Below are 26,578 nucleotides of genomic sequence, written 5' to 3'. Positions count from 1 at the left end.
GGTTCGGTCTGGAAATGGCTTGGCTCGGTGTAACGGGACTTTGGTGCAGTGCGGAGAGAGTTTGGTTCGGTCCTGAGGTACTTTGGCGCGTTCCTCTGTTTATCTTACTGATTGTGCAAAAAAGGCTGTTACTAAAAGCCACATTGGACTTTCAGTACAGCCTCGTCTTGTAGTTCATGCTCTTTTGGAAATGCGTAATATAGCTCATTCATGAATTTCTGACGTTCTTCTTTATCATGTAAATAGATCGGTTCAATGGCTTCTGCCAACCAAGTTTTGCGATTTTCGCGCTTCGGGATATGTTGCTTCACGTAGTGGCGGACGTCTGCTAAGAAATCCAAATACTCTTCATATCGTTCATCATACTGCTCTGCTATTTCTGAACGGATTTTCTTTGCTAAAGAGGGGCTTGCGCCGCTCGTCGATACACTGATGACCAGCTTTCCACGTGTTGTGACTGCTGGGATTTGTGCAGTGCCTAAAGAAGGGTTGGAGGCGTGGACTACTAGCTTGCCTGCATCTTTTAGTTGAAGGGCAAGCTGATCATTGACTGTTTCATTATTCGTCACGAGTATCGTTAAGAAAGCATTCTCAACGTCTTCCCATGCAGCTTCTTTCGGGACCAGTCTGACAGTCCCCTCACGTGCTAAAGTTAGCAGAGAAGGGTGGAAAGCGGGACTAACGACAGTGGGCCTGATCCCGAATCGCTGCAAATTAAGCACTTTATGATAGGCGACAGAACCTCCTCCAATTAAAGTGACGTTAGTATTCTTCAAGTTTTCAAGCATAACAGGGAACATATAATTCACGCTTCCTTTCTGCGGCTTCATCGGCACGTTCATTCAAAATCGTATGAATCTCTGGCGCGTAGCCTAACGCTGGACAAAAATGAATGGCAGTCGATGTGTTGATTTTTTTTAGAGTGCGTTCAATTGATTTCAACAGAATGCCTGTGAACAATAGATAGGGCAGGACGTATAAATTATCAGGTTTTTGTTCCAATAATCTTGAAATTTCATCTTCATAAAATGGTTCACAAGCAGCCAAATAGCCGACGCTGACATTACGCAAGCCGGTTTTCTCTTGAAAAAGACTTTGGATTCTCGCAAAGTCCTGTTTGGTTGCAGGATCGCTGCTGCCGCGTCCAATCAATAAAATGGCGGCGTCTTCAGGAATCTGCTCCGTTGTTTCCTGCAGTCGCTCGATTAATACATTGATCATGCGCTCATCCACACCGATCGGTTCACCATAATAAAGGGGAACGTCAGGATAGTGCGCCATGATATCCTGTAACTTTGCAGGAATATCCACATTGGCGTGACCCGCACGTAACAATAGGAAAGGAACAGCCACAATCTCTGTTGCTCCGCGTGCTATGCAGTGTGCAATCCCTTCTGCAATCGATGGATCAGCGAGCTCCAAGAAACAAGCTTCCTGTATCGGTGCTGGATTCGTTTCCATCGTCTTCTCAATGAATGCCAAAGCAGCCTGCTGTCCTGACTTTACGCGGCTGCCGTGGCAAATATATAGGATTGCTCTCATAAGATCACCGCATCTAAATGGCGCTCTTTGGCAGACTCTTCAAACCATTGCAATTCATCACGCAATCGGACGACTTCTCCGATGACAATCATACTCGGATTCAGGACATTTTCTTCACGCGCTGTTTCGGTCATCGTCTCCAAAGTTGCAGTGACTGTATGCTGTGTTTCCGTTGTTCCCCAATGAATGAACGCAACCGGTGTCTCTGGATGTTTTCCATGTCGAATCAATTGCTTCTGGATGTAGGGCAGATTGCTGACACCCATATAAATGGCGAGTGTATCGATTCCTTTCGCAAGCGCTTGCCATTTATCTTCTTCCTCAACACCTTCTTTTCGATGGCCTGTTACGATTGCGAAAGACGCGCTGTAATCACGGTGTGTAACAGGAATGCCAGCATAGGCCGGAGCAGCGATTCCGGAAGTAATACCCGGAACCACTTCGAATTCAAGTTTATGCTGAACTACAAACGCCGCTTCTTCACCACCGCGCCCGAATATAAAAGGATCGCCGCCTTTTAGCCGAACGACTTGCTTGTCTTGCTTCGCATGTTTGACCAATAAGAGATTAATCATGTCCTGTTGAACGAAATGATGTTTCGGCAGCTTACCGACGAAAATCAGTTCAGCATCCGGTCGAGCATACTCAAGAATCTCTTGATTGATCAGCCGGTCATAGAGAATGACATCAGCTTGCTGAATCACTCTCATTGCTTTGACGGTCAATAGATCTGGATCACCTGGACCGGCGCCAACTAGCCAAACTTTTCCCATCCTCTTCACTCCTCAGTCAACCCATTTTTTTTCACGCAAATAGCTGATTAATTGTTCGACGCATTCTTCGACGGTAAAACGATCCGTTTCAAGTATTAGTTCAGGGTTTACTGGTGCTTCGTAGGGAGAAGAAATACCGGTAAATTCCGGAATCACCCCAGCACGTGCTTTCTCATAAAGTCCTTTTGGATCACGCTGTTCACACGCATCCAGTGGACAACTGATATAGACTTCCACAAATTCATCTTCTTTTACTAAACGTCGGACACTGTCCCGGTCTTCCTGAAAAGGGGAGATGAACGCCGTGAAGACGAGTTGACCGCTATCAACGAATAGTTTGGCGACTTCCCCGATTCTGCGGATGTTTTCCTTGCGCGCTTCATCCGAAAATCCGAGGTCTTTGTTTAAGCCATGACGTACATTGTCTCCATCCAAGACATACGTATTTGCTCCCAAATCATGCAACCGCCTCGCCGCTGCATTTGCTATCGTGGACTTCCCGGAGCCGGATAAACCTGTAAAGTAGAGAACCGCACTATGATGGCGATTTTTTGCCCGTTGTTCATCTTTTGTAACCAATTGTTCATGCCATACGATATTTTCCGTCATGTCGATATCTCCTCACTTTGCCAGTTCTTTTTGTTTCAAGCCTTTGATCAAAACATCCACTACTTCTTTGCGGCTGAATTCTGCGGGAGGGAGCACACCATTTTTCAGCATTTCACGCACTTTTGTTCCAGATAAAATCACATGGTGTTCACTCGAATGCGGGCATGTTTTCGCAGTCGCCATATTGCCGCAGGCTGTGCAATAGAAACTATGCTCAAAAAATAACAGCGTGATGCCGATTTCTTCGGCTGTGAAATTGGAGAAAATTTCCTGCGCTTCATATGTCCCATAATAATCACCGACACCAGCATGATCACGTCCGACAATGAAATGCGTGCAGCCGTAATTTTTCCTAACCAACGCATGGAAGATTGCTTCACGAGGTCCGGCATAGCGCATCGCAGCAGGGAAAACTGCTAATTTCACACGGTCTTCTGGATAATAATCGCGCAGTAACACTTGATAGCTTTCCATCCGGACATCTGCGGGAATATCATCTGATTTCGTTTCACCTACGAGCGGATTCAACAGCAATGCATCTACAATTTCAAGCGCTGTTTTCTGGATATACTCATGTGCGCGGTGAACCGGATTCCGTGTCTGGAAACCGACAATTTTCTTCCAGCCGTTTGCCTCAAATGCTTGCCGCGTTTCTGCCGGATCAAAATAAAATTCGACAAAGTTTCGCTGTTCAATTCGTTTGATCAGTTTGATGGGTCCCCCAAGATAGACGGATCCCCGTTCCAGCAGTTTGGCTACACCTGGATGTTTACGGTCTCTTGTTTTATATACTTTCTCGGCTTCCACTTCTTGGTCAGGTTCGAAAATATCTGTGATCGTAAGCGTCCCGTAAATGTCTCCTTCGTATTCAAGTAAAACGGTATCACCTACTGAATACAAAGAGCCATCTCCTACAGGCAATGTGATCGGCAAGCTCCAGACAGTGCCATCTGCTAATCTGATATCGTTTACGACAGAGTGATAGTCTTTAGAGGTCAAAAATCCTGTTAACGGACTGTAAGCCCCTGTCGCAATTAATTCCAGATCGCTAACTGCCGTTGCATCGATCGGAATTTTCTTGCGCAGTCCTTCAATCGAGAGAGAAGGCTCATATAAACTTACTAATCTGCCGCCATGCGGTTCTATATTTGTCATAATAAAAACACCTATCCTTTTATTTTATTAAACTTATCTAAATACTAGGTTTTATGGGTAAAAAAATTTAGGTTGTATGCAAGCCGCATTCCGTTTTGCCGCTTCCAGTCCAACGTCCTGACCTCAAGTCTTCTTCACTGTATGCAGGCTTCGTACAATTAGCGCAGCCGATACTCGGGTATCCTTGGTCATGAAGCACGTTATAGTCAAGCTGATGTTTATGGGCAAAGCGCCAAACATCTTTCCAAGTCCAATGAATGAGCGGACAAACCTTAATTTTTTTGAAGCGCTGATCCAAATTCAGGTATTCGGTTGCTTTGCGTGTTTCCGATTGTTCTCTGCGCAGCCCTGAAATCCATGCAGTGGAAGGTGCGATCGCTTTTTCCAAAGGTTTGATCTTCCGCAAGTCACAGCATTGATTCGGATTGGTTTGCCATAGGTCGGCACCGTGTTGCTCAGTTTGTTCTTCGATTGTAAGAGCGGGTTGCTGCAAATGAATCTGGAGCTCAGGATAACGTTTTTTCACTTTATCAATCGTTTCATACGTTTCTTTGAAGTGATAGTTGGTGTCCAGAAAGATAATCTTCGCGTCTGCTTTCACACGTGAAATTAATTCGAGCAATACAATTCCTTCAATGCCAAAACTACAAGCATATACAAGTTGTTCGCCATACTGATCATATGCCCACTGCAACACTTCAGAAGCCCCTTTTGACTCAGAGTCCATTGGAAATTCCGGCAATGTCAGATCTTCTTTCCATGATTCAAATGTGACCATTCCATCCTCTCGCTCTCCTGTTATATTTCCTATAGTTTAACAGATAATTTAAAATAGTCAATACCAATTAGAATAATAGGGTATAAAATTTGTTTCGTAGTTTTAGTGTATGCAGGTATTGTCATTGAAGTCACTCCGGCGCTTGCAGATGGGCTCCTGCGATGAGCCAGTCAGGAAGGAGGTCAGCCTGTCTGTCTCATTGCTCTGACTAACGCTTGTGAGGCGTCTGCGTTTGGTGAGTGGAACTAGTTAGTTAATTTTACTTTGTCTAGGCTAATTCTGATAACTAAACAAGGTATTGGATTAGGCATAAGGAAAATAAATAAAGTGTCGTCATTGAACCCACTTCGGTGCTTGCGGATGGCTCCCGAGATGAGCCAGTCAGGAAATGCACCTGTCTGTCTCCTCACTCCACCTACCGCTTGTAAGGCGACTACGTTTAGCAAGTAGAACCAATAGGTAACTTTTTCTTGTAAACCGACTTCAGCCTATGAATAGGATACTGGAGCATCAATATTTTAAACACTACGCCCCTTGCTTTCACCAAACCAGCGAAGCCGCAACTGCGGGGTCGGCCGAAGCCAAGAGACAGCTAGCGCCCTTTGCTAGTTGGCTCTTGGCGGGAGGCAATCCCCCAGCGGCGAAGCGTTGTCAAAGCACAACACGTACTTTGTATTGGACCTATTGTCATTCGAGCGTCGGGACAAAAATAACTAAAGTCATTGAAACCACTTCGGCGCTTGCGGATGGCTCCCGCGATGAGCCAGTCAGGAAGTGCACCTGTCTGTCTCCTCACTCCGCCTACCGCTTGTAAGGCGCCTGCGTTGAGTAAGTGAAAGCCCCGGATATATATTTTCGCTCATTGGCTTCTGACTACTGAACCAGGTGCCGGAGCTTTCTTAGTTTTAATTAGCTTCATCACACCAGCGAAGCGTTGTCAAAGCACAAAACGTACCCTGTCCGGGACACACTTAAAGGTCATGCGATGAAACAACAAATCAAGCATTTAAAGTTTTTTACTTTTCATGTCAAATCTCAATTGGTATACTAAAAGATAGAAGTAAACCATTTTAACTATAGGAAAGAGTGTGCACCGAATGGGCCGTAAATGGAATAATATCAAAGAAAAGAAAGCGTCTAAAGATGCGAACACAAGTAGAATCTATGCAAAGTTTGGCCGTGAAATTTATGTAGCGGCGAAATCTGGGGATCCAAATCCTGAATCTAACCAAGCGCTAAAGTTTGTATTGGAACGCGCCAAAACATATAGTGTCCCGAAAGCGATTATAGACCGTGCAATTGAAAAAGCGAAAGGCGGCGGCGATGAAAACTTTGACGAACTTCGCTACGAAGGCTTTGGGGTCAATGGCTCGATGGTTATCGTCGATGCGTTGACAAACAACGTTAACCGGACAGCTTCAGAAGTGCGGGCTGCCTTTGGTAAAAATGGCGGCAATATGGGTGTCAGCGGTTCAGTTGCGTACATGTTCGATCCGTCAGCTATAATCGGGGTCGAAGGAAAGACGGCAGACGATGTATTGGAATTATTACTTGAAGCAGATGTCGATGTTCGGGATATTGAAGTTCATGACGATCAAGTACTAGTTTATGCAGAACCTTCACAGTTCCACGAAGTACAGGAAGCCTTTAAACAAGCAGGCGTTACGGACTTCACCGTAGCGGAATTGACCATGCTTGCGCAAAATGAAATTTCATTGGATGAAGAAGCACAGGCACAGTTTGAGAAAATGATTGATGCACTGGACGATTTGGAAGATGTTCAGCAAGTTCATCACAATGTGGATTTAGCATAATTAAGAAGCTGTCCCCAAGTTGTAATTTATTCAGTTGTATCGTGCATAAAGGAAGTAATACAGTTTTAAATAGAAGTTATGACATGATTTAAATATTAAATAGCATCGTGCTTAGCGATGCTATTTTTATTTGTTTAAAGTCTTAGCTAATGAGTGGATTGACGGGAAATTTATATTTTAAAGTTTTTTTTCAATAGAACTGATATAATTTGTAAAGTGAATAAAGGAATTCAATATTCCGACAAAAGAGCCAGAGTGCAATAAAAATAAAATTAGGAGGTTCACTATGATTCTAGAAGCCGCAATGCTACAGGTAAGAGAAGGAATGGAATTGGAATTTGAAGCGTCTTTCCATAAAGCGTCACATATCATATCTTCAAGGAAAGGTTACATATCTCACGAATTGAATTGCTGTATTGAAGCGAAAGGAAAATATTTGCTGTTAGTAAACTGGGAGAGTTTGGAGGACCATACAATTGGTTTCCGACAATCATCGGAATACCAAGAGTGGAAAAGTCTTTTACATCATTTTTATAATCCTTTCCCAATAGTTGAACACTTTCAAAAGGTTGATCTTTCGTAATAGATGTTTTTAATTTTAACACCGCAAACGATACATTTTGCGGAACAGGCTAGATAGGGGACATACAAAATGATACATGGTTTATTTGTAATTTTAGTATAGATTATGCTGATTTTCACTCTTACAAATGCTTTTTGATGAAAGCTTCGATTTGCATTGATTTTGGAACCTTACCAAAATACGGCATACGTGTTGGCTCGCAGTGTAAGGTAATCCTCTGGTGCCGAAGCGTTCCTAAACTGCTCATTAGGCATACTAACAAGAACAGATTGTTTATGATAAACCAGTTACTCGGAATGGATTTTTAGAAAAACAAAAGGGGAGTCAATATGGAAGTAGTATATATTGCAGGTGGATGTTTATGGGGAGTACAGGCTTTTGTAAAAACTTTACCTGGAGTTATGTTTACGGAAGCAGGAAGAGTTAATGGAACAAGTCATACACTTGCGGATGATTACGATGGGTACGCCGAATGTGTATAGACAGGATTTGATCCGACAATCGTAACGATCAGGGAATTAATGGGTTATTTATTCGAGATTATTGATCCATACAGTTTGAATAAACAAGGGCAGGATGTTGGCGAGAAGTATAGAACAGGGGTATATAGTGAAAAGCCTGAACACTTAAAGGAGGCGCAGGCATTCCTTAGTGAGAGAAACGATTATGACCTGATAGTTGTTGAAGTATTATCTTTTACAAATTATGTGAGAAGTGCAGAAGAACATCAAGACAGATTGGCTAGATATCCAAATGATTATTGTCATATTCCAGAAGAAATCTTACGTAAATATAAGTAAGTGGGATCAGGAAAAGATGACAAGCTAAAGTAAAGGACTGTAAACAACAGGTCCTTTTTATTTAACCAACAATCGCCAAGAATCAGATGGCTCGTCTACGCTCTGGACGTTTTCAGGCGAAAACACAAATGACCAAGGCGTCGCGGTGTATGGAGGAACGTCCAATGTAAGAACAAACTTATCCTGTGCAATTACCTCTTCTTGTTCATTCAGTACAGTGGCTGTTACTTCGCGAATGGAAAGCAGGCTCGAACGATTATTTTGTAAAAAGACCGTTGCGACGAAACCGCCGTCTCGTTTTCGTTTCATAAGAATAGGGCTCGCGGTAAACCCTTTGTGTACCGGTTTCTTTGTCTTGTATTGATGGATAAATGCTTGTTTTTGTTGATCGGATAATGTGTCCTCCCAAGTTTCCTCAAATACCACCTGCATAGTGCAGACCCCCTTTATTTCATAGTTATTCTCGAATATCGAGATTTTATTCCTATATTTACCGTATAGAGCTAAATTCTATTACTTTAGACGAAGTGAACTGAGACTAAGTTCCTTCTAGCAGTGTGGCGCTGAATGCTCTTTGTGAATGATGTATACTAGATACATATTGATTAACATAAATACTAAAGGAGAGAGGTTCATGATTCGAGTTTTATTTGTCTGTTTGGGGAATATTTGTCGTTCTCCCATGGCTGAAGGAGTTTTTCGTAAAATGGTGCACGATGAACAGCTGGCGGATCAAATTGAAGTAGATTCCGCAGGCACAAGTGATTGGCATATCGGAAAGCCGCCGCATAAACGAACATTATCAAAGTTGAAGGAATACGAGGTATCTGCGGAAGGAATGGCAGGTCGTCAATTAACCATAGAAGATGCAGAGGCTTTTGATTATATTATCGGAATGGATACTGAGAATATAACGAACATTCGTGGTCGATTCGGAGACACAGATCATCAGCGCATCATTCGTTTTTTGGATTTAACAAGTCATCAAAAAGATGTACCGGATCCTTATTTTACAGGTGATTTCCAAGAAACCTATGACTTGGTACTTGAAGGCTGCCAAGCGTTATTGGACCTTATCAAGAAAGAGGAACTTTTAAAATGAATATACCGATTTTATATGAAGACAATCATTTATTAGTGGTTGAAAAGCCGGTCAATATCCCTGTGCAAGAAGACCGCAGCGGGGATGTAGACGTACTATCTACTCTCAAGAAAGACATTAAAAGGCGGTATCAGAAACCTGGAAATGTTTATCTAGGACTGGTGCATCGACTGGATCGTCCAGTTGGTGGGGTGATGGTATTTGCGAAGACATCAAAGGCGGCGTCTCGTTTATCCGATCAATTACGCAGAGGAACGATTGATCGGCAGTATTTGGCGGTCGTTCATGGAGTACCGAAGAAAAAACAGGCAACACTCCGTCATTTCCTCTTTAAAGATCGTCAAAAAAATCAAGTCTTCAGTGTTGATCGAAATTATCCTGAAGCGAAAGCCGCGAGCTTAGATTATCATTTGCTTGGGAAAGAGTCGAATAAAAGTATATTGAATGTCCGTCTTCATACTGGCCGTTCCCATCAGATCCGTGTCCAAATGGCGACAGAAGGTTTTCCATTGTTTGGAGATCAAAAGTATGGAAGTAGGGTTAACAAACCTGGTGAGCAAATTGCGTTATGGGCACATACGCTGGAATTTGCACATCCAACAACGAAAGAAACTCTGCGTTTTGTCTCGAAACCTCCTAACCTTTATCCGTGGGAACTTTGGAATGACCGAGACCAAGTTTACCAAACTTATGGTTAGTTGTTACAGCAGTTTCTTGACTTACGAATTCAGGGCATCTACACTTAAGTGGAAAAACGTCTGCTGGAGGAATTTATGAGCAAGCATCCCTTTATTCCGATTATTGTCGGAACGAATATTAACGCCTATAATATGGCGATTTCATTTCATGAAGAATATCAGATCAAATCGGTCATTGTCGGAAGAGAACCATTGCCTTTCACAAGTTATAGTACGATTACCGATATCCAAGAACTGCATCCAGGCTTGCATGATCCAAAAATATTCGTCCAATTTTTGCGTGAAGTGGCAAAGAAGTACCGTACAGCTGATCAAAAGCTTGTGCTAGTCGGTACGGATGATTTATATGTGCGTCTGATCATTGAACAGCGAGAAGCATTACAAGAGGATTTCTTGTTTAATTACATCGACGAAGAGATTATGAACGCGGTGTATATTAAGAAAAACTTCTATGAGTTATGTGCGGAACATGGTATCGATACGCCTTCTACGTATTTCCATTCGTGTCGATCGGATGAACCGTTTACGGAGCGGGTGTTGTTTCCAGTCATTATCAAGCCGAGTGACGGAGTGCAATATTACCGCCATCCGTTTGAAGGACTTCAGAAAATTTATAAGGTCGATACATATGAGGAAATCAACCGCATTATCCAGATGGTGAAAGCAAGTGGCTATACGGAAGACTTGATCATCCAAGATTTCATTCCCGGAGATGATACGTATATGTGGGACGCGGTCTATTATGCTGATCAACATGGTAAACCGCAGCTGATCACGTTTGCTCAAGTCGTGTTGCAAGAGCGTGCGATGACAGCGATTGGAAACTATACGGCATTGATCACACGTTATCATGAAGAAATGATGACGAAGCTGGCAAAATTCCTGGAAGCGGTCGGCTATGTAGGATATGGGAACTTTGACTTGAAGTATGATGAACGCGATGGCAAGTTTAAAGTATTTGAAGTGAATATTCGTCAAGGACGTTCAAGCTATTATATTACACAATGCGGACAGAACATGGCGAAGTATTTGGTGGATGATTTAGTTTATGGTATCGAAAAGCCATTGACTTATTTGGACGAACATTTCTTGTTTACTGTTGTGCCAAAAGCGGTTTTGAACAAGTTTGTTGATGATCCTTCTATACAAAAGGAAATCAGTTCATTGATCAGAGCAGGGAAGTATGGGAACCCGTTGTTTTATAAAAAAGATCGGCATATGAAGCGGAAGTTGTATTTGTTGATGAGACAGATTAATTATTATAAGAAATATAAGAATTCAAAAGATTAAATAAGAAAAATCTGCCCTAGAAGTCGATTCCACCTGACTTCTAGGGCTTTTTGTATGAGAAAACTGGCCTGATCAGCGGGGGAGAGAAAAGTGCAGTATCTGGCTGGTTTGGTTCGGTCCAAGAGTGCTTTGGCGCGTACCTCTGCATTTCTTGCCAATCATGAAAAAAAAGCTGTTACTGAAAGCGTTTGGACTTTCAGAACAGCCATGTTTTATTTCATTAGCTAAATCTATCAACAAGATCATGCATTTTCTCGGCTTCGGTGTGTAGATCGAGTGAGGCGTGCATGATAGTGTTGATGGCGGCTTTCTGTTCGTCGATTGATGCGTTGACTTCTTCTGTTGCAGCTGCGGATTCGGCGGCAACGGAAGCGATTTGGTTAATTGCCTGTACAACGCTTTGTCGATTTTCATCCATATTGTTCATATCATTTTCCATTGTTCGGAGCAAATTCGTAATATTATTAATGGAATCCGATAATTGTTCAAACGCACTTTTGGTTTCTTGAATCGTGTCTGTTTGATTACTCGATAGATCGAGTGTGTATTTCATTTGATTTTCAGCAGATGTTGTGTCTTTTCGGATGTGCACTAACAAATCACGCACTCTTGTGGTCGCTTCATTTGTGTCTTCCGATAATTGACGGACTTCATTTGCGACAACAGCGAACCCTTTACCGTGTTCACCTGCACGTGCAGCCTCAATACTGGCGTTCAGTGCGAGTAAATTCGTTTGCTCAGAGATGGAAGAAATCGTCTGGACAATCGTCTGGATTTCGTTCATTCTCGACATCAGTTGTGAGAAGTTACCTTGCAGATCATGGATAACTACATTGAAGGTTTGAGAATTTTCTTCTAAGTTTACTGCCTTTTCCATTCCGGAATTTTGCAAACTGTTAATGTTGTGCATCTCTTTGACGACGTGTTCGTATTGTTCAGTCGCATTGGAAATAAGTGCAGATAAATGATCGACTTTCGTAATGGCGACTTCCGCTTCTTCCGCTTGCATCACTGCTCCTGAAGAGACTTCATTAATCGCGCTGTGGATCTCATCTGCAGATGCTGTCGTTTCCTCGGTGATAGCACTGAGCGTTTCGGAAGATTCCTTCATGCGCTCTGAGGATAATCTAGTGTGACCGACCATTTCGTTTAAACTGTTTTTCATTTCATTCACATTTTCAGCCAGATGACCTAACTCGTCACGAGAACGGATAGGAATATCCAAACCTGTCAGCTTACCTTCTGCTATTTCAGCGGTGATTAAGCGGATATTCTTAATGTATGATGTCAGGCGACCTGAGAAGATAGAGAACAAAGCAATACCGACGATGACAGAAATAACGACAGAGATTAATGTGTACCAAAGAACATTTTTCGCGCCTGCGTTAAAGTCCACTATATAAGTACCAGCCGCCACAATCCACCCCCAGTGAGGATCCTGTAGGCTATATGTGATTTTCGGTGCTTCAACATTCAAGTTGGTAGGTAACGGCCAATCGTATTGTACATACCCGCCTCCGCTTTTTGCTTCAGCAATGACTTCGCGAATGAAGTACCGGCCGTCTTTCGTTTTAGATTCATACAGACTTTCACCTTCCTTTTGCGGATGGACAAGCAAAGTACCTTCTTCATCCACTACGTAAAAGTAGAAGTTCTCGCCGTATTTTGCTGGATTATCTAAAGAGCGCGTTCCGCCTTCATCCAAGGGGGCTCCCATAATTTTTATTTTTGCTCGGTCCTGTGCTTCTTGCAAAGTGAGCGCTCCATTTTCTACCTGTACATTCAACTCGTCAATTAAATCAAGTACAGCATATGTACCGTTTTGGAGCCCCATTTCACCGACTTTTTCTAATTCCGACTTTGCAACAAAGTAGTTGACGATTCCGACTACAATTAATGGAATCAAAATAACTAAAGCTGCAAGCGCTATCAATTTGTTGCGTACTGAGCCTTTCATTGTGTATATCCCCCCTTTTTTACAAAAAACATGAAACTTTTCTCCCTTATTCATAGTATAGGCTATTTTGGATAACAACGGAATAGCATATAACATTTGACATGTGAATTTTCAACGAATTCGGCTTGAGTTTCAATTCGCAATTCATTCGTCGCCCCGTTTCTTGACTTGAAAAATGCAGTAAGCTACACTTAATAGAGCTGTGGCTGTACCATTCTTTCAAAAATCTACACTTTTTTGGATAGGCTTGAAACTTGAATTGTACGGAGCTGCAGTAACGTAAGGAGTGTTCCGGAAGTGCCGATTTTGGATAAAAACAAAGCAGAAGATGTTAGAAGATATGAAACGTTTGTAAGAAATTCACCTTTTAGATCAATTACCCAGGATCCCAATTGGGCGAATGTCAAAGATGATTGGGGAAATGAGCAAGTATATGTTGAACGTGATGGTGAGATTGTAGCAGCGATGTCACTGCTGATCAAAAAAGTGCCAGGCGGATATTCATTGTTATATGCTCCGAGAGGTCCGATTTGTGATCTGCATGACAAGCAATTAGTAGAAGAGTTATTGAAAGAAGCCGATGTGATTGCTAAGAAATACAAAGCATTTGCACTGAAAATGGATCCTGAACAACTCTTTACAGAACAATTGGATCAGATCTATCGCAATGCTGGTTACATAGTGCGCAACGAAGGGGCAGGGAAAGAGGATTTGATTCAGCCCCGATATAATATGATTGTAAAATTGACAGACGAAGATCCAGATTCTTTGATGTTGAAATTCCGGGGGCGTACAAGAAGTAAAATACGTAGTTCAGCACGCAACGGGGTGGAGGTTACTTACTCCCGAAGTGATGATTATCTAAAGAAGTTTTTTGAGATTTACGAAGAAATGTCTGTTCGAAATCAAATTTCAATCCGTTCATATGAATACTTTCTGAAAATGCGTGAAGCCTTCGATGACTTGCGGATTTACTTGGCTAAGCATGAAGACGACTATTTGGCTGGCGCTGTGACCATAAACTATAACGGCAAGCTATACTATCTGTATGCAGGTAGTTCCAATACAAAACGTAACCTAAATCCCAGTTATCTCATGAATTATGAAATGATGAAGTGGGGGCTCGAAATCGGAGCCGAACAGTATGACCTCGGAGGAGTATTTGTTCTCGATAGCGAACAGGACGGATTATATAATTTCAAAAACAGTTTTTGCCAAAAAGATGGAGTAACCGAATTTATTGGAGAAATTGATAAAGTATATAAACCATTCATCTACAACATGTTTGTAAAAGTGGTGCCTAAAATCCAAAAGATGAAAAAGAAGCTTCAAAAAAAATAACCGGTTGAACCCCTCAACTAAAGAAAAGAGTGAACCGAATGACTTTTTTAGATAAGCTGAATGAATCTTTGCGCACGAAATGGAAATTTAAGCAGCCCATGCCGATCCAGACGCTCATGATTCCCGAAATGTTGGCTGGTAAAGATATCGTGGCAGAGTCGCCGACAGGAACAGGTAAGACATTGGCATATGTCTTACCTTTGATCCAAATGGTTAATGGAGATTTGCCAAAGACACAAGCACTAATTATAACGCCTTCGCAGGAATTGTCGATGCAAATTGTTAATGTGATCCGTGATTTAGTAGAGGGAACTTCTGTAACAGTTACCCAGCTAATTGGCGGCGCAAATATGCAGCGTCAAATAGAAAAACTGAAAAAGAAACCAACGATTGTAGTAGGGACACCTGGAAGATTGAATGAACTCGTAAAAGAAAGAAAGTTGAAGATGTACGATGTTCATTATGTAGTTATCGATGAAGGCGATCAGTTACTTTCGCGCGAATACAGAGTGATGGTGAAGAGCTTGATTGAAGCAGCAAATCCTGAACATCAGCTTGCAGTCGTCTCCGCTACAATCACTGAGGAGATCGAACTTGTTGCCAAACGGATGATGAAAGATCCGATCCGCTTACAAGTCAATGCAGATGAAATCCCGGAGAGCGGACATGTTGTTCATTCCTACATCAAAGTAGATGATCGCAAGAAGACAGATGTTCTGCGCGGAATTTCTGCGTTATCTGGAGTCCGTGCCTTGACCTTCATGAACAATGTGGATCAGTTACGGATGAAAGAGTTAAAGTTGTTGTATAATGATGCACCAATCGCTGTTTTGTATTCTGATATGAAGAAGTTCGACCGACAGAAAACGCTTGAGGACTTCAGGGAAGGCAAGATTCGTGTACTCATCGCAACGGACTTAGCAGCTCGTGGCTTGGATATCGAAGGATTGACACATGTAATCCATGTCGATGTGCCTCATACTGTGGAGCAATATTTGCACCGTTCAGGACGTACAGGACGCGCAGGGGCAGATGGTGAAGTACTGACATTGCTCTCTTATGCAGAAGAGCGGGATTATCGTAAGGTTACAAAAGGAATCAAGACTGTACAGAAAGTTTGGTACAGCGGAAATCTAGTCGAAGGTAACGCCAAAACGGTTGAAGAAATGAAAAAAGCTGCGCCGAAGACTAAGAAATCGAAACCTAAACAAAAAAAGAACTAATCAAACTGAGCATCGCGGTATTTCGCGCATGCTCTTTTTTATGAAAAAAGAGCATTGCAGTTTCACAATGCTCTCGAATATCAATCAAGCTTAGTCAGGATAATTGGCTCATCTTTCGTGACAATAATCGTATGTTCAATTTGGGCGACCAATGATTTATCCGGCGTAGCAAACGTCCAGCCATCATCCAGCTCAATCACATGCTCCGCCTTCTGCGAAATGAACGGCTCTACAGCGAGTACCATACCATCTTTCAGCAGTTCTTTATCCCACGGATCATAATAATTCAGGATATGTTGGGGTTCTTCATGAAGAGAAGTCCCGATTCCGTGTCCTGTAAGATTTTTAATAACATGTAAGCCATGATCCTTTGCTTCTCGCTCCACTGCTTTTCCGATCTGGTTCAGACTTGATCCTGCCTTCACTTTCAACAAAGCTCGTTCTAAAGAAGACTTTGCTACATCACATAGCTTTTGTTTAGCGTCATCGGGTGTACCGACTACAAAAGAAATGCCAGTATCCGCAAAATAGCCATCACGCGATCCGGAAACGTCTACATTGACCAGGTCACCGTCTTTAATGACATAGCTGCCCGGAATGCCGTGGGCAACTTCATGATTAACGCTGATGCAAGTATATCCGGGAAAGTCGTATTGATCGATAGGTGCAGAGACTGCTCCTTTTTCCGCAAATAATTTACCTGCTATTTCATCCAATTCTTTTGTCGTCATACCAGGCACAGTTGCTTCTTTCACTGCTTCACGAATCTCCGCCACGATCCGTCCAATCGCGCGCAACCCATTCAATTGTTCTTCGTTTTTTACAATCATGTTCACAAGTCCTTTCTTCCGTACAAATTATACAATCCATACTATATCATACTCTACTCATGAATTTTTAGTGATTTGCCCACAAAATCACTTGTCTATTTCAGTACTTTTATTCCTTGGAAAACATTCCAAATGAGCACGACAAGAAACAATAGGCTATATAAGACGATGAACATCAATGGAGCGAACCCCCAGAATAGAACATTGCCATCTAGCATTGCACCAGATTGAGTGTTGAATGAAAGGACGGAAAACGACAGTAAGACAAAGGCGGCAATCAATAAAGACATGGGAATGATATGAGAAATGAATGACTTTTTCGCGTGATTGCGAACATCAACTTCATCTGTCACAAAATATATAATAGCAGGCAGCAAAAGAGGCGCAAAAAAGATGCTGAAGTAACATAGGGAAGAGAGTAATTTTGTATTTGACATATGCGGTAACCTCCAATACTTTCCTCTATAGCATGATAGTTCATACTATAACCTATACCCAATTTTGCCAAATCATCACACAAAAAAACACAGCTGTTTGAGTTTGCAGCTGTGTCACAAATTTTGCGCTTTGGAAAATCGTTTCCCCATGATCAAGATGAATGCAATTACAGCCGAGAGAAATAAGGCTGCTGTAGAAACAAATAATTCATCTGTGCCATTCTTGATGGCAATCCCGATAAAAGACCAAATGACGATGAGATTAAACATATAATCACGATAATGATACATGAAGTGCAATGCAATTGCCGTAGCAAGACTTAAAAAGAACACAGTCCATAAAGGGTCACTCAAGCCAAAGCCGGACCAATCATGGAATTTGAAAGCATAGTAGGTATTGGCGATTACGGCGATGAAAATCCATCCTGTATAGGCGGAGATAGGTAACCGTTCGCGGTTTATACCATCCGTTTTCGGATAACTGAAATAGAAAACCAATAAGCAAATCAATAAACCAATTACACTGATAATTGCCCAATAATAATAGCTATAATGCCACAACAACAACCATGCTATATTTAAAAAGCAGCTGACACTAAAGCAGATAGTCCGTAGATTGGCAACCGACGAAGTCTGCCCAGCTGATGTTTTAGTAAATAAATATAACCAACTTACCATTAATAAATCCAGTACAATCCAGATGGAAAAAACATATTCTGCCGGCATGAACAGAACAGGTACTCGATTGGCGATTTCCCATGTTGTAAGCCCGTTCAGCGGAATCAAGTTTGCGGCGATATGAGTTCCAATCATGATGAGCAACGAAAGTGCCATCAAAGTTATTCTTAGCATGATAAAATCCTCCTGAAGAATAGTATACAGAGAATTTGTGATGATTGAAGCAGAAAGTATGAATTTTCCTTTACAAATGCGAAATGATGGCGTTCTATTGTCTTGTAGGGAAGAAAAATACTATAATAGTTAATAATGAATTCAGGTATACAGCATTGATTCTCCATTTCATTCATAACCTGAAGAGAATATACGGTTGAAACAGAATTCGTAGAAAAAGGATGAGGGGAATATGATATTACTGGAAGGAGAGCAGTGTTATTTACGGATACTGACGGAAGACGACGCCTATCAGTTCACCCAGCTGCTCATTGCGAATAAAGAGTATTGGACAGAATTCGAACCGCGGCACGACAATACGTACTACACCGTAGCCATGCAGCGAGACAAAATTCGTGAATCTCTTTATCAAATGCGGGACCGAAGAGAATATAATTTCGGAATTTTTGATTCCAAATCAAGCATGATTATCGGGCAGATTTCTTTGTACAGCATTAAGCGCTTGCCGTTTTCAAGTGGGTTTGTTGGCTATTCGATCGATCAAAGGGAGACGGGCCGGGGAATCGGTACGGAAGCAGTCCGCCTAATCAATGACTTTGCTTTTGAAAAAGTGAATTTGCATAGGGTCGAAGCTTATGTATCTCCACGCAATACAGGCTCCGTGAAAGTATTAGAGAAGGCAGGTTATCAACGCGAAGGCTTGCTGCGTCAACTTTTATTTATAAACGGAGTGTGGGAAGATCACTATATGTACACGATCTTGGAAAGTGATTATTGAAAGGGCAAGACCGCATGGCGGAAATGGATATCAAAAGTAAGGAACCGGCTCTTCGAGTAGAAGGGAGCCGGTTCTTTCGGTATGAGGGTGGAAGAATTGGAGAGTGGCACCGTTGATTTACGTTCCAGGCGGACGCTTTCCGCGGGGCGTGCGGTGAGCCTCCTCGTCGCTACGCTCCTGTGGGGTCTCACCTGTCGCGCTAATCCCGCTGGAGTCGCCGCCTTCCACTCCGATCAACTAGCGTATTTTCCTAGCGTTAGTGAGTTGACCCACCAATCATAAAGAGATAAATGCTCGATTTAACTTCTCTGAAGGATGGGGAATTTTTTGGCTAAGTATACAAATACACGTACTCCATACAGTGATTTCACAATATGCTACGGCTCACTATCTAGGGATTTGCGTGGAAGACGGGGCGACTCCGGGAGGATCAGCGTGAGTCTTGAGACCCTGGACTGAGCGCAGCGAAGGAAGCGGCTCAAGCCACGCCCTCCGGAAAGCGTCCCCGTCTGGAGTGCAAATCCCCGGATCGCAAGCCTATATTCGTTTTCTTCGCTTCTCTCTCTAACTTTTTGCTCTGTTTGTAACCTAAAAGAACCGGCCTCTTCTATAAAAGAAGAAGCCGGTTCTTTAGGTGTTGGTGAAATAGAGGAGGGTTAGGCTTTCTCCACTACATCGTAGCCGTTTTCAATAACATCGAGCTTGCCATTTGCAGGGTCGATAACGAGACCGTGTACATTGACGTCTTCCGGAATCAATGGATGATTTTTGATGGCATCCACACTCTTTTTCACGCTCTCCGTCACATCGCTGAATCCATGGAGCCAAGCTTCCATATCAATACCAGAGTACTCCAGTGTTTTGAAGATGGCGGGATCAATTCCACGTTCGATCATACTATCCACGACATGTGAAGTATCGATTGAACTCATGCCGCAATCATGATGGCCGATTACATATACTTCATCCGCCTGCAATTCATAAACTGCGACTAAAATGCTTCGCATAAGACCGCCGAATGGATGAGTGATGATAGCGCCGGCACTTTTAATAATTTTGGCATCGCCGTTTTTTAGATTCATGGCTTTTGGTAGCAGCTCAATTAATCTAGTGTCCATGCAAGTTAAGATGACGATCCGCTTATTTGGAAACTTCGTGGTAGCGAACTCTTCATATTTCTTCTCTTCTACGAATGCCTGATTGTAACTCATAATTTCGGATAATGATGTCATTTAATAACCCTCCTGGACTGTTTGATAAAAAAGAAAAGAGTTGCCGAGTAGGGCAACTCTAGTCGACATGTAAAGTCTGGACCCGAACGAATCGGGATATGAACGAATTAGTTTTTTGTTTCAGGTTTTGGATCAATAATCACTGAGTCAGATGAATCCATTGCGCCAGCCAAAAAGTGCATTGTAAACAATGACGCTAATCCAAGAACAACCATGTAACCGATAACTGTAGTATACATTAAGCCCATCTGTAAGCCCCTCTTTCCATATATGATCTGTTCTCTTACCTATTATACACGATTTTAGACAAGATTTTAAGGGCTTGGATGAAAATTTGAAGAAAATGTGACGAATTTTAGAAAGCCCAGTTTCCTTTTCGGAATATGGGTTCTACCGTCCCGTCCGGCAAAATACCATCAATATCCATGTTTTCAGAACCAATCATAAAGTCCACATGCGTCAAACTTTGATTCAAACCGTTTGCTTGCAATTGTTCGGAAGACATTTCTTTTCCTCCATCTAAACAGAAAGCATATGCACTTCCGATGGCCAAATGGTTTGAAGCATTTTCATCAAATAATGTATTGTAAAATAAAATATTTGAATTGGAAATAGGCGAGTCATGTGGAACTAATGCCACTTCACCTAGAAACTTTGCTCCTTCATCGGTATCGATTAACTGTTTAAGGATTTCTTCTCCTTGTTCAGCAGAAACATCCGTAATTGCACCATCCTTAAACGTGATTTTAAAACGGTCAATTATTGTACCTGCATAGCTAAGTGGCTTCGTGCTGGACACATAGCCATTTACACCCTCTTTCAAAGGAGCGGTGAACACCTCTTCCGTAGGCATATTAGCCATGAATTCATGGCCGTGTTGATTAATACTTCCTGCCCCGCACCATAAATGTTTGGCCGGCAATTCTATTGTTAAATCTGTATCGGGGCCTGTATAATGTAGTTTGTGATAATGTTTTCCATTCAAGTAATCTACTTTTTCATGTAAGTTTTCATCGTGTCGTTGCCAAGCTTCAACAGGATTCGGTTGATCTGCCCGCACCGCGCGCAAAATAGCATCCCACAAAGCGGGGACTTGATCCTCAGCTGAGTGATCAGGAAAAACTTTAGCGGCCCATGCAGGAGCAGCTGCCGCGATCACTGTCCAACTGAATTTATCTGCTTGCATCGCTTGTCGAAATTTACTGAGTGCAGTGCTGGAAGCTTTTTGATTGTCACGAATGCGATTCGGCTCAATGCCATTCAATAAATCTGGATCTTGCGAAACGATGGACATGAAAGCTGCGCCTTTGTCAGCAAGCTCTTCACGCTCCACCCTTTTCCAAGAAGGAAAGTCAGAAAACGAATCTGCTGGTGCTTTTTCGTAACGCAGACGAGTGACTACGTCATCCACCCAGTCAACGAATACTTGCCTAGCTCCTGCTTCATAAGCTTTTTCAACAATCAACCTGACGAATTGAGTAATCTCAGTGGAAGCACTAATAAATAGATATTGATCCTTCTGAATATTTACACCTACTTTAACTGCTAATTCAGCGTAATTGGAAAATTGGTTTTGAAAATGATCCATCATGACATCTCCTTTTCACATAGTATGTCAATAGTATCAAGGGCCGATCGCCTTTCGCAATTATAAAGCAATAGACGGTTCGAGAAACGCCACAAAATCATCACGAATTGTCGTTCATTTACCCTAAAGAACATCGATAATTGACCGAAATAATAAGAAGAATGCAGTATTTGGAGGCTTTTAATATGGATTTATCCACGGTATTAGGATTAGTAATAGGTTTAGTCGCACTGCTTGTCGGGATGACGCTCAAAGGGGTAACACCTGATGCGCTGTTCAACATGGCGGCCATCCTGATTATCATCGGAGGAACTGTTGCAGCGGTCGTGATCGCCTTTCCTATGAGCGAGTTAAAAAGAGTACCTAAACTTTTCAAGATCATTTTCACTCAGCAAAAGCTTGCCTCTGATGCGGAGTTAATTCGTTTATTTTCTTCTTGGGCAGACGTAGCAAGACGTGAGGGTCTATTGGCACTAGAAGCGAAAACGGATGAAATTGACGACCCATTTTTGAAAAATGGACTTGGCTTGGCCATTGATGGACAAAACGCCGATTATATTCGAGATGTTTTGAGCGAAGAAGTGGAGGCTATGCAAGATCGTCACTCTGTTGGTGCGCTCATCTTTTCACAGGCAGGGACATATGCGCCGACACTCGGTGTTCTAGGAGCGGTTGTTGGACTGATTGCCGCATTAGGCGATATGAACAATATTGAAGCGTTGGGCTATGCGATTTCTGCAGCGTTTATCGCTACTTTATTGGGGATATTCACTGGGTATGTACTATGGCATCCATTCTCTAATAAGTTAGTACGGAAGTCGAAAGAAGAAGTCCGGCAGAAAACGATGGTCATTGAAGGAATCCTTTCTGTATTAGAAGGGGAAGCGCCGCGAGTAATTGAGCAAAAACTTGCATCTTATTTATCAGTAGAAGATCGAAAGAAGCTAGCTTCAGACAGCAATGATGGCAAGGGGGCTGGTCAGGTTGTCGAAGAAACGTAAGAAAAAAAAGCGTGAAATGGAACATATGAGTGAATCCTGGCTGCTACCCTACTCAGACTTATTGACTTTATTACTGGCGTTATTCATCGTACTTTTCGCCAGTAGTTCTATGGATGAAGGACGTTTTCAGCAGATGTCCGCAGTTTTCAGTGAAATATTCGAAAGTGGCAGCGGCATCATGAGTGAATCGGCTCCAACGAACGTTCCGGTTCCAGATGATTCGGTCGGAGAACAGAATGAGAATTCATCATATCTGGAAGATCAGCAGTCGCTTGGTGAGATGCAGGATGATTTAGATGAATATATTGCTGTGAATGAATTGGAGAGTCAATTTGATACCGAACTGACGAATGAAGGCTTGCTTCTGACAATTCGCGATAGTGTATTGTTCAATTCTGGCGAAGCAACAATCAATCCTGAGTATATGGGATTGGCAAATGATATTTCACAGTTGCTCACATTGGATCGTCCCCGACAAGTGATCATCACAGGACATACTGATGATATTCCGATCAACAATGCACAGTATTCATCTAACTGGGAACTGAGTGTTATGCGTGCAGTCAAATTTTTGAAAATTATCGTGGAAAGCAATGAAGTGGACCCGAATCTTTTCAGTGCAAAAGGGTATGGGGAATATAAACCAATTGTGCCGAACGATACGGCAGAAAATCGCAGTAAAAACCGAAGAGTCGAAGTGCTTATTCAACCACTTGTACTAGAAGATGGGACAAACGTTACGCCTCAATAAATAAAAAAGACTCCAATTGGAGTCTTTTTTATTTGCGCATAGAACCAAGTTCCGCTGCAATTGCCTGCATTTCATTTGGCGTAATATTTTCTCGCTTCATGACCATCTCGTACATATAGTGTAAGTCTTCATATTGCTCCGTACTGAAACTATCTGCTTTCATGGCATCGACATTAACCATACGCAGTTTTTCTTTAATTTTTTCAATCATATACGCAATATTCTCTGGTGTTTGAGTAGATAAGTCCATAGTGAAACCGCCTTTCTCTCCTTGTAATCTATGATTTCCATCATTTCACGAAAGCGATATACTGTCAACTGAACATTGAGTAATTACTTGCGCAGTTCTTCTCGTTCTTCGTCTATTTTCTTTTTAAACCGTCTTGTTTCCATCACAACAATTCCAGACAAACCGAGAAGCCCGATCAAGTTCGGAATCGCCATCAAACCGTTCAATACATCTGCTAAAACCCATACTACATCAAGCGATGCTGTTGCGCCAACATAGATAAAGCCAACAAAAATTACTCGATAGAAGAGGACGGCTTTGCGATTCGGCACGAGATATTGGAAACACTTCTCCCCATAATAACTCCATCCTAAAATGGTTGAAGTGGCGAAGAACACTAGCCCGATCGATACTAAGATGGGTCCGATTCCTCCTAAAAAGGAACCAAAAGCTTCAGCTGTTAAAGCCCCCGCGTCGATGGAACTGTCTTGCCATTTATTACTCATGACGATCGTAACACCTGTAATCGAACAAATAACCAATGTATCGAATAAAACCTGTGTCATGGACACGAGTGCTTGACGTCCAGGATAGTCGGTACGTGCTGCCGCTGCCGCAATTGGGGCAGAACCGAGCCCGGCTTCATTAGAGAAAAGACCTCTCGCGACACCAAAACGGATGACCGCTCCAATTGCACCACCTGCGACTGCTTGCCCGGTAAACGCATCCGAGAATATCAAACCGAATGCTGCAGGTACTGCTTCAATATTCAAAACCATAACGATCGTTCCGGCAATGAAATAGAATAAAGCCATAATAGGCACGAAAAATGCAGTTACCCGACCAATCGACTTGATGCCCCCCAGAATGACGAGTGCACCAAATGCAACCAAAGCGGCCCCTGTAATATAATGTGGCACATCGAACGTATTTTTCATTACATCTGCCACTGCTTTTGACTGTGTTCCATTTCCGATACCAAAAGCGGCCAATGCACCAAAGAGTGCGAACAGGACACCGAGCCACTTCTGCTTCAATCCGTGTTCCAAATAATACATCGGTCCGCCGGCCATTAAGCCATTGGAATCCTTCACACGATATTTTACTGCGAGAATGGCTTCACTATATTTCGTCGCCATCCCGAAAAAACCAGCCAGCCACATCCAGAAAATAGCTCCTGGTCCTCCTGCAACGACCGCAGAAGCGACTCCGACGATGTTTCCGACTCCAACTGTGGCCGCCATTGCTGTCATTAATGCTTGGAACTGTGAGATATCCCCGTCTGCTTTCTTATCATGCTTTCTTGAAAATACTTGTTTCAATGAATAAGGTAATAATCGCAATTGTATAAAGGTCAAACGTATCGTCAAATATATTCCGGTACCGATCAATAATATAAGCAACGGGGGTCCCCAAATTAGATCTGATGCGCTTGTTAAAAATTTTGTAACTTTTTCCATTTCATCCCCTCCATCCGTTTCTATAGATTTTTATGATTTTCAAAGTGTTGCACATCAACTCCCTTTAGGGAATTCTATTAGTTCTATGTTATTGTTAATAATCCGAAAAATAGAACGGTTCGTCAAGCTTTTTTTCAATAAAGTGCCACAATCATTGTTTGGTAATCGGCTATATGGGTATAATGAATTGAAAGGTTAACGTGATAGGAGGCGAAATTCATGGGTTCTAACAAATTAGGTAAGTTTATTTTAGGTGGCGCATTGCTTGGGGCGGTTGTAAGCATGTTGGATCGTTCAACAAGACAAATGACGGTCACTTCCTTAAGGACTTCATACGAAAAAGCACTGTACTACAAAGAAAATCCAGATGTAGTGAAAAACCAACTTCAAGAAAAGAAAGATCAAGTGCAAACTCTTTATGAACAGGTGAAAGGTGATGTTGATTATATCAAGTCACAAGTGGATGAAATTAAAACACTGACACCTCAAGTGAAAGAAATGTTCACAGATACGAAGGAAGCATTCACTGATTCCAAATCTGAGTATGAGCAAATCATTCAAGATGAATCAACTGCGGCATCTGCCTCTTCTGCTCAGGAAGACACAAGCTTACCGCCGATGGTGCAAAAAAAAAACGCAGTACCAGTAGAGAATCACTAAATATCGAATCACTTAACGAAAGGGGGTCACATGAAATGAAAAGTCATGAAAGTGCCCCTTCTTCGAATTCTGAGGGTACGTCTAAGACCGAAAAAGTAAAAGGTTTTATTAAGGATATAAAAGACGGGGATGAAGATGACTTTAATCCAGCTACGACGAGCGGGTTTTTCAAGCAGCTCATTATTCGTATAAAAGAATTGGATATATCAGCTGCCGGTTCGCAATTAGCTTTCTTTTTTCTGTTGTCATTATTCCCACTACTAATCTTTCTTTTTACGTTATTGCCTTACTTGCATTTAGATCAAAGCCAGATCTTCATGTTTATACGTGAATATGCTCCAGAAAGTGTCTCAACCTTGATTGAGTCCACGTTGTCAGAAGTGCTGGAAAATCGTAATGGCGGCTTATTATCAATTGGTATCCTTGCAACGATTTGGTCGGCCTCTAAAGGTATGGGGGCTATAACGAAGGGGTTAAATCGGGCATATGATGTAGAAGACGACCGAAACTTTTTTATTTCTAGAGGTTTGTCGATTGTGTTTACGATCATGTTGATTGGTACCGTCATAGTCGCTCTAGTATTGCCGGTTTTCGGTCAACCGATCGGGAAGCTTCTGTTCTCATTCATGGGATTGGAAGATTCATTTTTATCCATGTGGACGAAGATCCGTTTCCTTATTCCGCCATTCCTTATCTTCGCTGTTTTTTCATTGTTATATTGGCTCATTCCAGCTATCAAATTGTCCTATAAAAGTATCGTTCCAGGTGCTTTTTTTGCGACCGTGGGCTGGATTGTTACATCATTAGGTTTCTCTTTCTATATTAGTAACTTTGGAAATTATGCGAATACTTATGGCAGTATTGGTGGAATTATCGTGCTCATCATGTGGCTCTATCTATCAGCTATCATTCTGATGATTGGCGGGTTGATAAATGCAGTGATGACAGAGCGCTATGAACGTAAACGTCAAATGGCATCGTAAAAAAGCAGGGCTGGCCGAGAAGTCATTGTCATCTGACGTCTCGGGCGGCTTTTTTTAGTTATGAGAACAGGCTGTCACTTAAGGACGATTCCATCCCCAGTGACAGCCTGTT

Annotated in this window: 28 protein-coding genes and 1 pseudogene; 13 read left to right on the top strand and 16 right to left on the bottom strand. The window is 42.2% G+C overall.

The features are described 5' to 3' along the window. Window positions 1–131: 131 nt before the first annotated feature. The 6 genes from B5D59_RS14280 to B5D59_RS14255 all read right to left on the bottom strand — a co-directional run bounded on the left by B5D59_RS14280 (window position 132) and on the right by B5D59_RS14255 (window position 4,857). Window positions 132–800 (bottom strand): precorrin-2 dehydrogenase/sirohydrochlorin ferrochelatase family protein, encoded by a 669-nt coding sequence (locus tag B5D59_RS14280; protein WP_009498496.1) that lies wholly within the window; start codon window positions 798–800, stop codon window positions 132–134. After that, window positions 781–1,542 carry a sirohydrochlorin chelatase gene (locus B5D59_RS14275; protein ID WP_078818403.1) on the bottom strand — a complete coding sequence of 254 codons (762 nt, stop codon included), beginning with the start codon at window positions 1,540–1,542 and terminating at the stop codon, window positions 781–783. The genes B5D59_RS14280 and B5D59_RS14275 overlap by 20 nt, the downstream gene beginning before the upstream one ends. Next, window positions 1,539–2,315, bottom strand: a complete 777-nt coding sequence (cobA, locus tag B5D59_RS14270) for a uroporphyrinogen-III C-methyltransferase (RefSeq protein WP_078818402.1) — start codon at window positions 2,313–2,315, stop codon at window positions 1,539–1,541. Before cobA ends, B5D59_RS14275 begins: the two co-directional genes overlap by 4 nt. Window positions 2,316–2,327: 12 nt before the next feature. Further along, window positions 2,328–2,924, bottom strand: coding sequence for an adenylyl-sulfate kinase (gene cysC, locus B5D59_RS14265; RefSeq protein ID WP_009498493.1), 597 nt, complete (start codon window positions 2,922–2,924; stop codon window positions 2,328–2,330). 12 nt (window positions 2,925–2,936) lie between these two features. Then, entirely contained in the window at window positions 2,937–4,079 is a 1,143-nt protein-coding gene (gene sat, locus B5D59_RS14260) for a sulfate adenylyltransferase (protein WP_078818401.1), read from the bottom strand. Between the two features lie 67 nt (window positions 4,080–4,146). Further along, window positions 4,147–4,857 carry a phosphoadenylyl-sulfate reductase gene (locus B5D59_RS14255; protein WP_078818400.1) on the bottom strand — a complete coding sequence of 237 codons (711 nt, stop codon included), beginning with the start codon at window positions 4,855–4,857 and terminating at the stop codon, window positions 4,147–4,149. 1,097 nt (window positions 4,858–5,954) lie between these two features. On the opposite strand from B5D59_RS14255, the gene B5D59_RS14250 reads away from it, so the two are divergent. From B5D59_RS14250 to B5D59_RS14240, 3 genes and pseudogenes are all read left to right on the top strand, one after another. Beyond that, the gene (locus B5D59_RS14250; RefSeq protein ID WP_009498490.1) at window positions 5,955–6,671 is read left to right on the top strand and encodes a YebC/PmpR family DNA-binding transcriptional regulator; all 717 of its coding nucleotides are present in this window, start codon (window positions 5,955–5,957) and stop codon (window positions 6,669–6,671) included. 286 nt (window positions 6,672–6,957) lie between these two features. Next, on the top strand, window positions 6,958–7,254 hold the full coding sequence (locus B5D59_RS14245; RefSeq protein ID WP_009498489.1) for an antibiotic biosynthesis monooxygenase family protein: 297 nt from the start codon (window positions 6,958–6,960) through the stop codon (window positions 7,252–7,254). Window positions 7,255–7,583: 329 nt separating this feature from the next. Continuing rightward, window positions 7,584–8,054, top strand: a pseudogene (locus tag B5D59_RS14240) (peptide-methionine (S)-S-oxide reductase). Between the two features lie 57 nt (window positions 8,055–8,111). Here B5D59_RS14240 and B5D59_RS14235 read toward each other — a convergent pair. Continuing rightward, window positions 8,112–8,486, bottom strand: coding sequence for an SLAP domain-containing protein (locus B5D59_RS14235; protein WP_009498487.1), 375 nt, complete (start codon window positions 8,484–8,486; stop codon window positions 8,112–8,114). A gap of 202 nt (window positions 8,487–8,688) precedes the next feature. Here B5D59_RS14235 and B5D59_RS14230 point away from each other — a divergent pair, with 202 nt between their 5' ends. The 3 genes from B5D59_RS14230 to B5D59_RS14220 all read left to right on the top strand — a co-directional run bounded on the left by B5D59_RS14230 (window position 8,689) and on the right by B5D59_RS14220 (window position 11,144). Then, window positions 8,689–9,156, top strand: coding sequence for a low molecular weight protein-tyrosine-phosphatase (locus tag B5D59_RS14230; protein WP_078818399.1), 468 nt, complete (start codon window positions 8,689–8,691; stop codon window positions 9,154–9,156). Further along, window positions 9,153–9,854, top strand: coding sequence for an RluA family pseudouridine synthase (locus B5D59_RS14225; RefSeq protein ID WP_078818398.1), 702 nt, complete (start codon window positions 9,153–9,155; stop codon window positions 9,852–9,854). Before B5D59_RS14230 ends, B5D59_RS14225 begins: the two co-directional genes overlap by 4 nt. A gap of 75 nt (window positions 9,855–9,929) precedes the next feature. Beyond that, window positions 9,930–11,144 carry a carboxylate--amine ligase gene (locus B5D59_RS14220; RefSeq protein WP_078818397.1) on the top strand — a complete coding sequence of 405 codons (1,215 nt, stop codon included), beginning with the start codon at window positions 9,930–9,932 and terminating at the stop codon, window positions 11,142–11,144. A 220-nt stretch (window positions 11,145–11,364) separates the two neighbouring features. Here B5D59_RS14220 and B5D59_RS14215 read toward each other — a convergent pair whose 3' ends face one another. Next, entirely contained in the window at window positions 11,365–13,101 is a 1,737-nt protein-coding gene (locus tag B5D59_RS14215) for a methyl-accepting chemotaxis protein (protein WP_078818396.1), read from the bottom strand. A gap of 297 nt (window positions 13,102–13,398) precedes the next feature. Here B5D59_RS14215 and B5D59_RS14210 point away from each other — a divergent pair, with 297 nt between their 5' ends. Both B5D59_RS14210 and B5D59_RS14205 read left to right on the top strand, forming a co-directional pair. Continuing rightward, on the top strand, window positions 13,399–14,442 hold the full coding sequence (locus B5D59_RS14210) for a lipid II:glycine glycyltransferase FemX (RefSeq protein ID WP_009498482.1): 1,044 nt from the start codon (window positions 13,399–13,401) through the stop codon (window positions 14,440–14,442). 38 nt (window positions 14,443–14,480) lie between these two features. Next, entirely contained in the window at window positions 14,481–15,665 is a 1,185-nt protein-coding gene (locus B5D59_RS14205; RefSeq protein WP_009498481.1) for a DEAD/DEAH box helicase, read from the top strand. A gap of 80 nt (window positions 15,666–15,745) precedes the next feature. Here B5D59_RS14205 and map read toward each other — a convergent pair whose 3' ends face one another. The 3 genes from map to B5D59_RS14190 form a co-directional block, all read right to left on the bottom strand. Continuing rightward, a complete protein-coding gene (gene map / locus B5D59_RS14200; RefSeq protein ID WP_009498480.1) occupies window positions 15,746–16,495 on the bottom strand; it encodes a type I methionyl aminopeptidase in 750 nt (249 codons plus the stop codon). Window positions 16,496–16,590: 95 nt separating this feature from the next. After that, window positions 16,591–16,932, bottom strand: coding sequence for a magnetosome magnetite crystal formation protein family (locus tag B5D59_RS14195; protein WP_009498479.1), 342 nt, complete (start codon window positions 16,930–16,932; stop codon window positions 16,591–16,593). Between the two features lie 114 nt (window positions 16,933–17,046). Continuing rightward, the gene (locus tag B5D59_RS14190; RefSeq protein WP_009498478.1) at window positions 17,047–17,784 is read right to left on the bottom strand and encodes a hypothetical protein; all 738 of its coding nucleotides are present in this window, start codon (window positions 17,782–17,784) and stop codon (window positions 17,047–17,049) included. 232 nt (window positions 17,785–18,016) lie between these two features. Between B5D59_RS14190 and B5D59_RS14185 the strand changes: the two genes are divergently transcribed. Further along, window positions 18,017–18,562, top strand: a complete 546-nt coding sequence (locus B5D59_RS14185) for a GNAT family N-acetyltransferase (protein WP_009498477.1) — start codon at window positions 18,017–18,019, stop codon at window positions 18,560–18,562. Window positions 18,563–19,218: 656 nt separating this feature from the next. On the opposite strand, the gene B5D59_RS14175 is transcribed toward B5D59_RS14185, so the two are convergent. The 3 genes from B5D59_RS14175 to B5D59_RS14170 all read right to left on the bottom strand — a co-directional run bounded on the left by B5D59_RS14175 (window position 19,219) and on the right by B5D59_RS14170 (window position 21,382). After that, complete coding sequence (locus tag B5D59_RS14175) at window positions 19,219–19,794, bottom strand: beta-class carbonic anhydrase (protein ID WP_009498475.1); 576 nt, start codon at window positions 19,792–19,794, stop codon at window positions 19,219–19,221. A 107-nt stretch (window positions 19,795–19,901) separates the two neighbouring features. Next, window positions 19,902–20,042: a hypothetical protein gene (locus tag B5D59_RS18280; protein WP_009498474.1), complete on the bottom strand. Its 141-nt coding sequence runs from the start codon at window positions 20,040–20,042 to the stop codon at window positions 19,902–19,904. Between the two features lie 107 nt (window positions 20,043–20,149). Then, window positions 20,150–21,382, bottom strand: a complete 1,233-nt coding sequence (locus tag B5D59_RS14170) for an aminopeptidase (RefSeq protein ID WP_078818394.1) — start codon at window positions 21,380–21,382, stop codon at window positions 20,150–20,152. A gap of 185 nt (window positions 21,383–21,567) precedes the next feature. Between B5D59_RS14170 and motA the strand changes: the two genes are divergently transcribed. Further along, window positions 21,568–22,383: a flagellar motor stator protein MotA gene (gene motA, locus B5D59_RS14165; protein WP_040759806.1), complete on the top strand. Its 816-nt coding sequence runs from the start codon at window positions 21,568–21,570 to the stop codon at window positions 22,381–22,383. Then, on the top strand, window positions 22,367–23,134 hold the full coding sequence (gene motB / locus B5D59_RS14160) for a flagellar motor protein MotB (RefSeq protein ID WP_009498471.1): 768 nt from the start codon (window positions 22,367–22,369) through the stop codon (window positions 23,132–23,134). The genes motA and motB overlap by 17 nt, the downstream gene beginning before the upstream one ends. Window positions 23,135–23,162: 28 nt before the next feature. Here motB and B5D59_RS14155 read toward each other — a convergent pair whose 3' ends face one another. Beyond that, window positions 23,163–23,384 (bottom strand): DUF1128 domain-containing protein, encoded by a 222-nt coding sequence (locus B5D59_RS14155; RefSeq protein WP_009498470.1) that lies wholly within the window; start codon window positions 23,382–23,384, stop codon window positions 23,163–23,165. A gap of 83 nt (window positions 23,385–23,467) precedes the next feature. Beyond that, the gene (locus B5D59_RS14150; protein WP_078818393.1) at window positions 23,468–24,823 is read right to left on the bottom strand and encodes an alanine/glycine:cation symporter family protein; all 1,356 of its coding nucleotides are present in this window, start codon (window positions 24,821–24,823) and stop codon (window positions 23,468–23,470) included. A 219-nt stretch (window positions 24,824–25,042) separates the two neighbouring features. Between B5D59_RS14150 and B5D59_RS14145 the strand changes: the two genes are divergently transcribed. Then, entirely contained in the window at window positions 25,043–25,483 is a 441-nt protein-coding gene (locus B5D59_RS14145) for a YtxH domain-containing protein (RefSeq protein ID WP_078818392.1), read from the top strand. 35 nt (window positions 25,484–25,518) lie between these two features. Then, window positions 25,519–26,466: a YihY/virulence factor BrkB family protein gene (locus B5D59_RS14140; RefSeq protein WP_078818391.1), complete on the top strand. Its 948-nt coding sequence runs from the start codon at window positions 25,519–25,521 to the stop codon at window positions 26,464–26,466. Window positions 26,467–26,578 lie beyond the last annotated feature (112 nt).

The sequence above is a fragment of the Sporosarcina newyorkensis genome, from assembly GCF_900167515.1.
GTDB lineage: Bacteria > Bacillota > Bacilli > Bacillales_A > Planococcaceae > Sporosarcina > Sporosarcina newyorkensis.
Note: the sequence above shows the minus strand (reverse complement) of the source record. Positions and strands in the feature narration are given on the sequence as shown.

Coding starts and splice junctions, on each gene's coding strand:
- B5D59_RS14155 (WP_009498470.1), bottom strand. CDS start 23,384: ATGGACTTATCTACTCAAACACCAGAGAATATTGCGTATATGATTGAA.
- B5D59_RS14170 (WP_078818394.1), bottom strand. CDS start 21,382: ATGGATCATTTTCAAAACCAATTTTCCAATTACGCTGAATTAGCAGTT.
- B5D59_RS14185 (WP_009498477.1), top strand. CDS start 18,017: ATGATATTACTGGAAGGAGAGCAGTGTTATTTACGGATACTGACGGAA.
- B5D59_RS14235 (WP_009498487.1), bottom strand. CDS start 8,486: ATGCAGGTGGTATTTGAGGAAACTTGGGAGGACACATTATCCGATCAA.
- B5D59_RS18280 (WP_009498474.1), bottom strand. CDS start 20,042: ATGGGCTTAATGTATACTACAGTTATCGGTTACATGGTTGTTCTTGGA.
- B5D59_RS14220 (WP_078818397.1), top strand. CDS start 9,930: ATGAGCAAGCATCCCTTTATTCCGATTATTGTCGGAACGAATATTAAC.
- B5D59_RS14275 (WP_078818403.1), bottom strand. CDS start 1,542: ATGAGAGCAATCCTATATATTTGCCACGGCAGCCGCGTAAAGTCAGGA.
- sat (WP_078818401.1), bottom strand. CDS start 4,079: ATGACAAATATAGAACCGCATGGCGGCAGATTAGTAAGTTTATATGAG.
- B5D59_RS14225 (WP_078818398.1), top strand. CDS start 9,153: ATGAATATACCGATTTTATATGAAGACAATCATTTATTAGTGGTTGAA.
- map (WP_009498480.1), bottom strand. CDS start 16,495: ATGATTGTAAAAAACGAAGAACAATTGAATGGGTTGCGCGCGATTGGA.
- cobA (WP_078818402.1), bottom strand. CDS start 2,315: ATGGGAAAAGTTTGGCTAGTTGGCGCCGGTCCAGGTGATCCAGATCTA.
- B5D59_RS14145 (WP_078818392.1), top strand. CDS start 25,043: ATGGGTTCTAACAAATTAGGTAAGTTTATTTTAGGTGGCGCATTGCTT.
- B5D59_RS14150 (WP_078818393.1), bottom strand. CDS start 24,823: ATGGAAAAAGTTACAAAATTTTTAACAAGCGCATCAGATCTAATTTGG.
- cysC (WP_009498493.1), bottom strand. CDS start 2,924: ATGACGGAAAATATCGTATGGCATGAACAATTGGTTACAAAAGATGAA.
- B5D59_RS14195 (WP_009498479.1), bottom strand. CDS start 16,932: ATGTCAAATACAAAATTACTCTCTTCCCTATGTTACTTCAGCATCTTT.
- B5D59_RS14245 (WP_009498489.1), top strand. CDS start 6,958: ATGATTCTAGAAGCCGCAATGCTACAGGTAAGAGAAGGAATGGAATTG.
- B5D59_RS14190 (WP_009498478.1), bottom strand. CDS start 17,784: ATGCTAAGAATAACTTTGATGGCACTTTCGTTGCTCATCATGATTGGA.
- B5D59_RS14215 (WP_078818396.1), bottom strand. CDS start 13,101: ATGAAAGGCTCAGTACGCAACAAATTGATAGCGCTTGCAGCTTTAGTT.
- B5D59_RS14255 (WP_078818400.1), bottom strand. CDS start 4,857: ATGGTCACATTTGAATCATGGAAAGAAGATCTGACATTGCCGGAATTT.
- B5D59_RS14280 (WP_009498496.1), bottom strand. CDS start 800: ATGTTCCCTGTTATGCTTGAAAACTTGAAGAATACTAACGTCACTTTA.
- B5D59_RS14250 (WP_009498490.1), top strand. CDS start 5,955: ATGGGCCGTAAATGGAATAATATCAAAGAAAAGAAAGCGTCTAAAGAT.
- B5D59_RS14140 (WP_078818391.1), top strand. CDS start 25,519: ATGAAAAGTCATGAAAGTGCCCCTTCTTCGAATTCTGAGGGTACGTCT.
- B5D59_RS14175 (WP_009498475.1), bottom strand. CDS start 19,794: ATGACATCATTATCCGAAATTATGAGTTACAATCAGGCATTCGTAGAA.
- B5D59_RS14205 (WP_009498481.1), top strand. CDS start 14,481: ATGACTTTTTTAGATAAGCTGAATGAATCTTTGCGCACGAAATGGAAA.
- B5D59_RS14230 (WP_078818399.1), top strand. CDS start 8,689: ATGATTCGAGTTTTATTTGTCTGTTTGGGGAATATTTGTCGTTCTCCC.
- motA (WP_040759806.1), top strand. CDS start 21,568: ATGGATTTATCCACGGTATTAGGATTAGTAATAGGTTTAGTCGCACTG.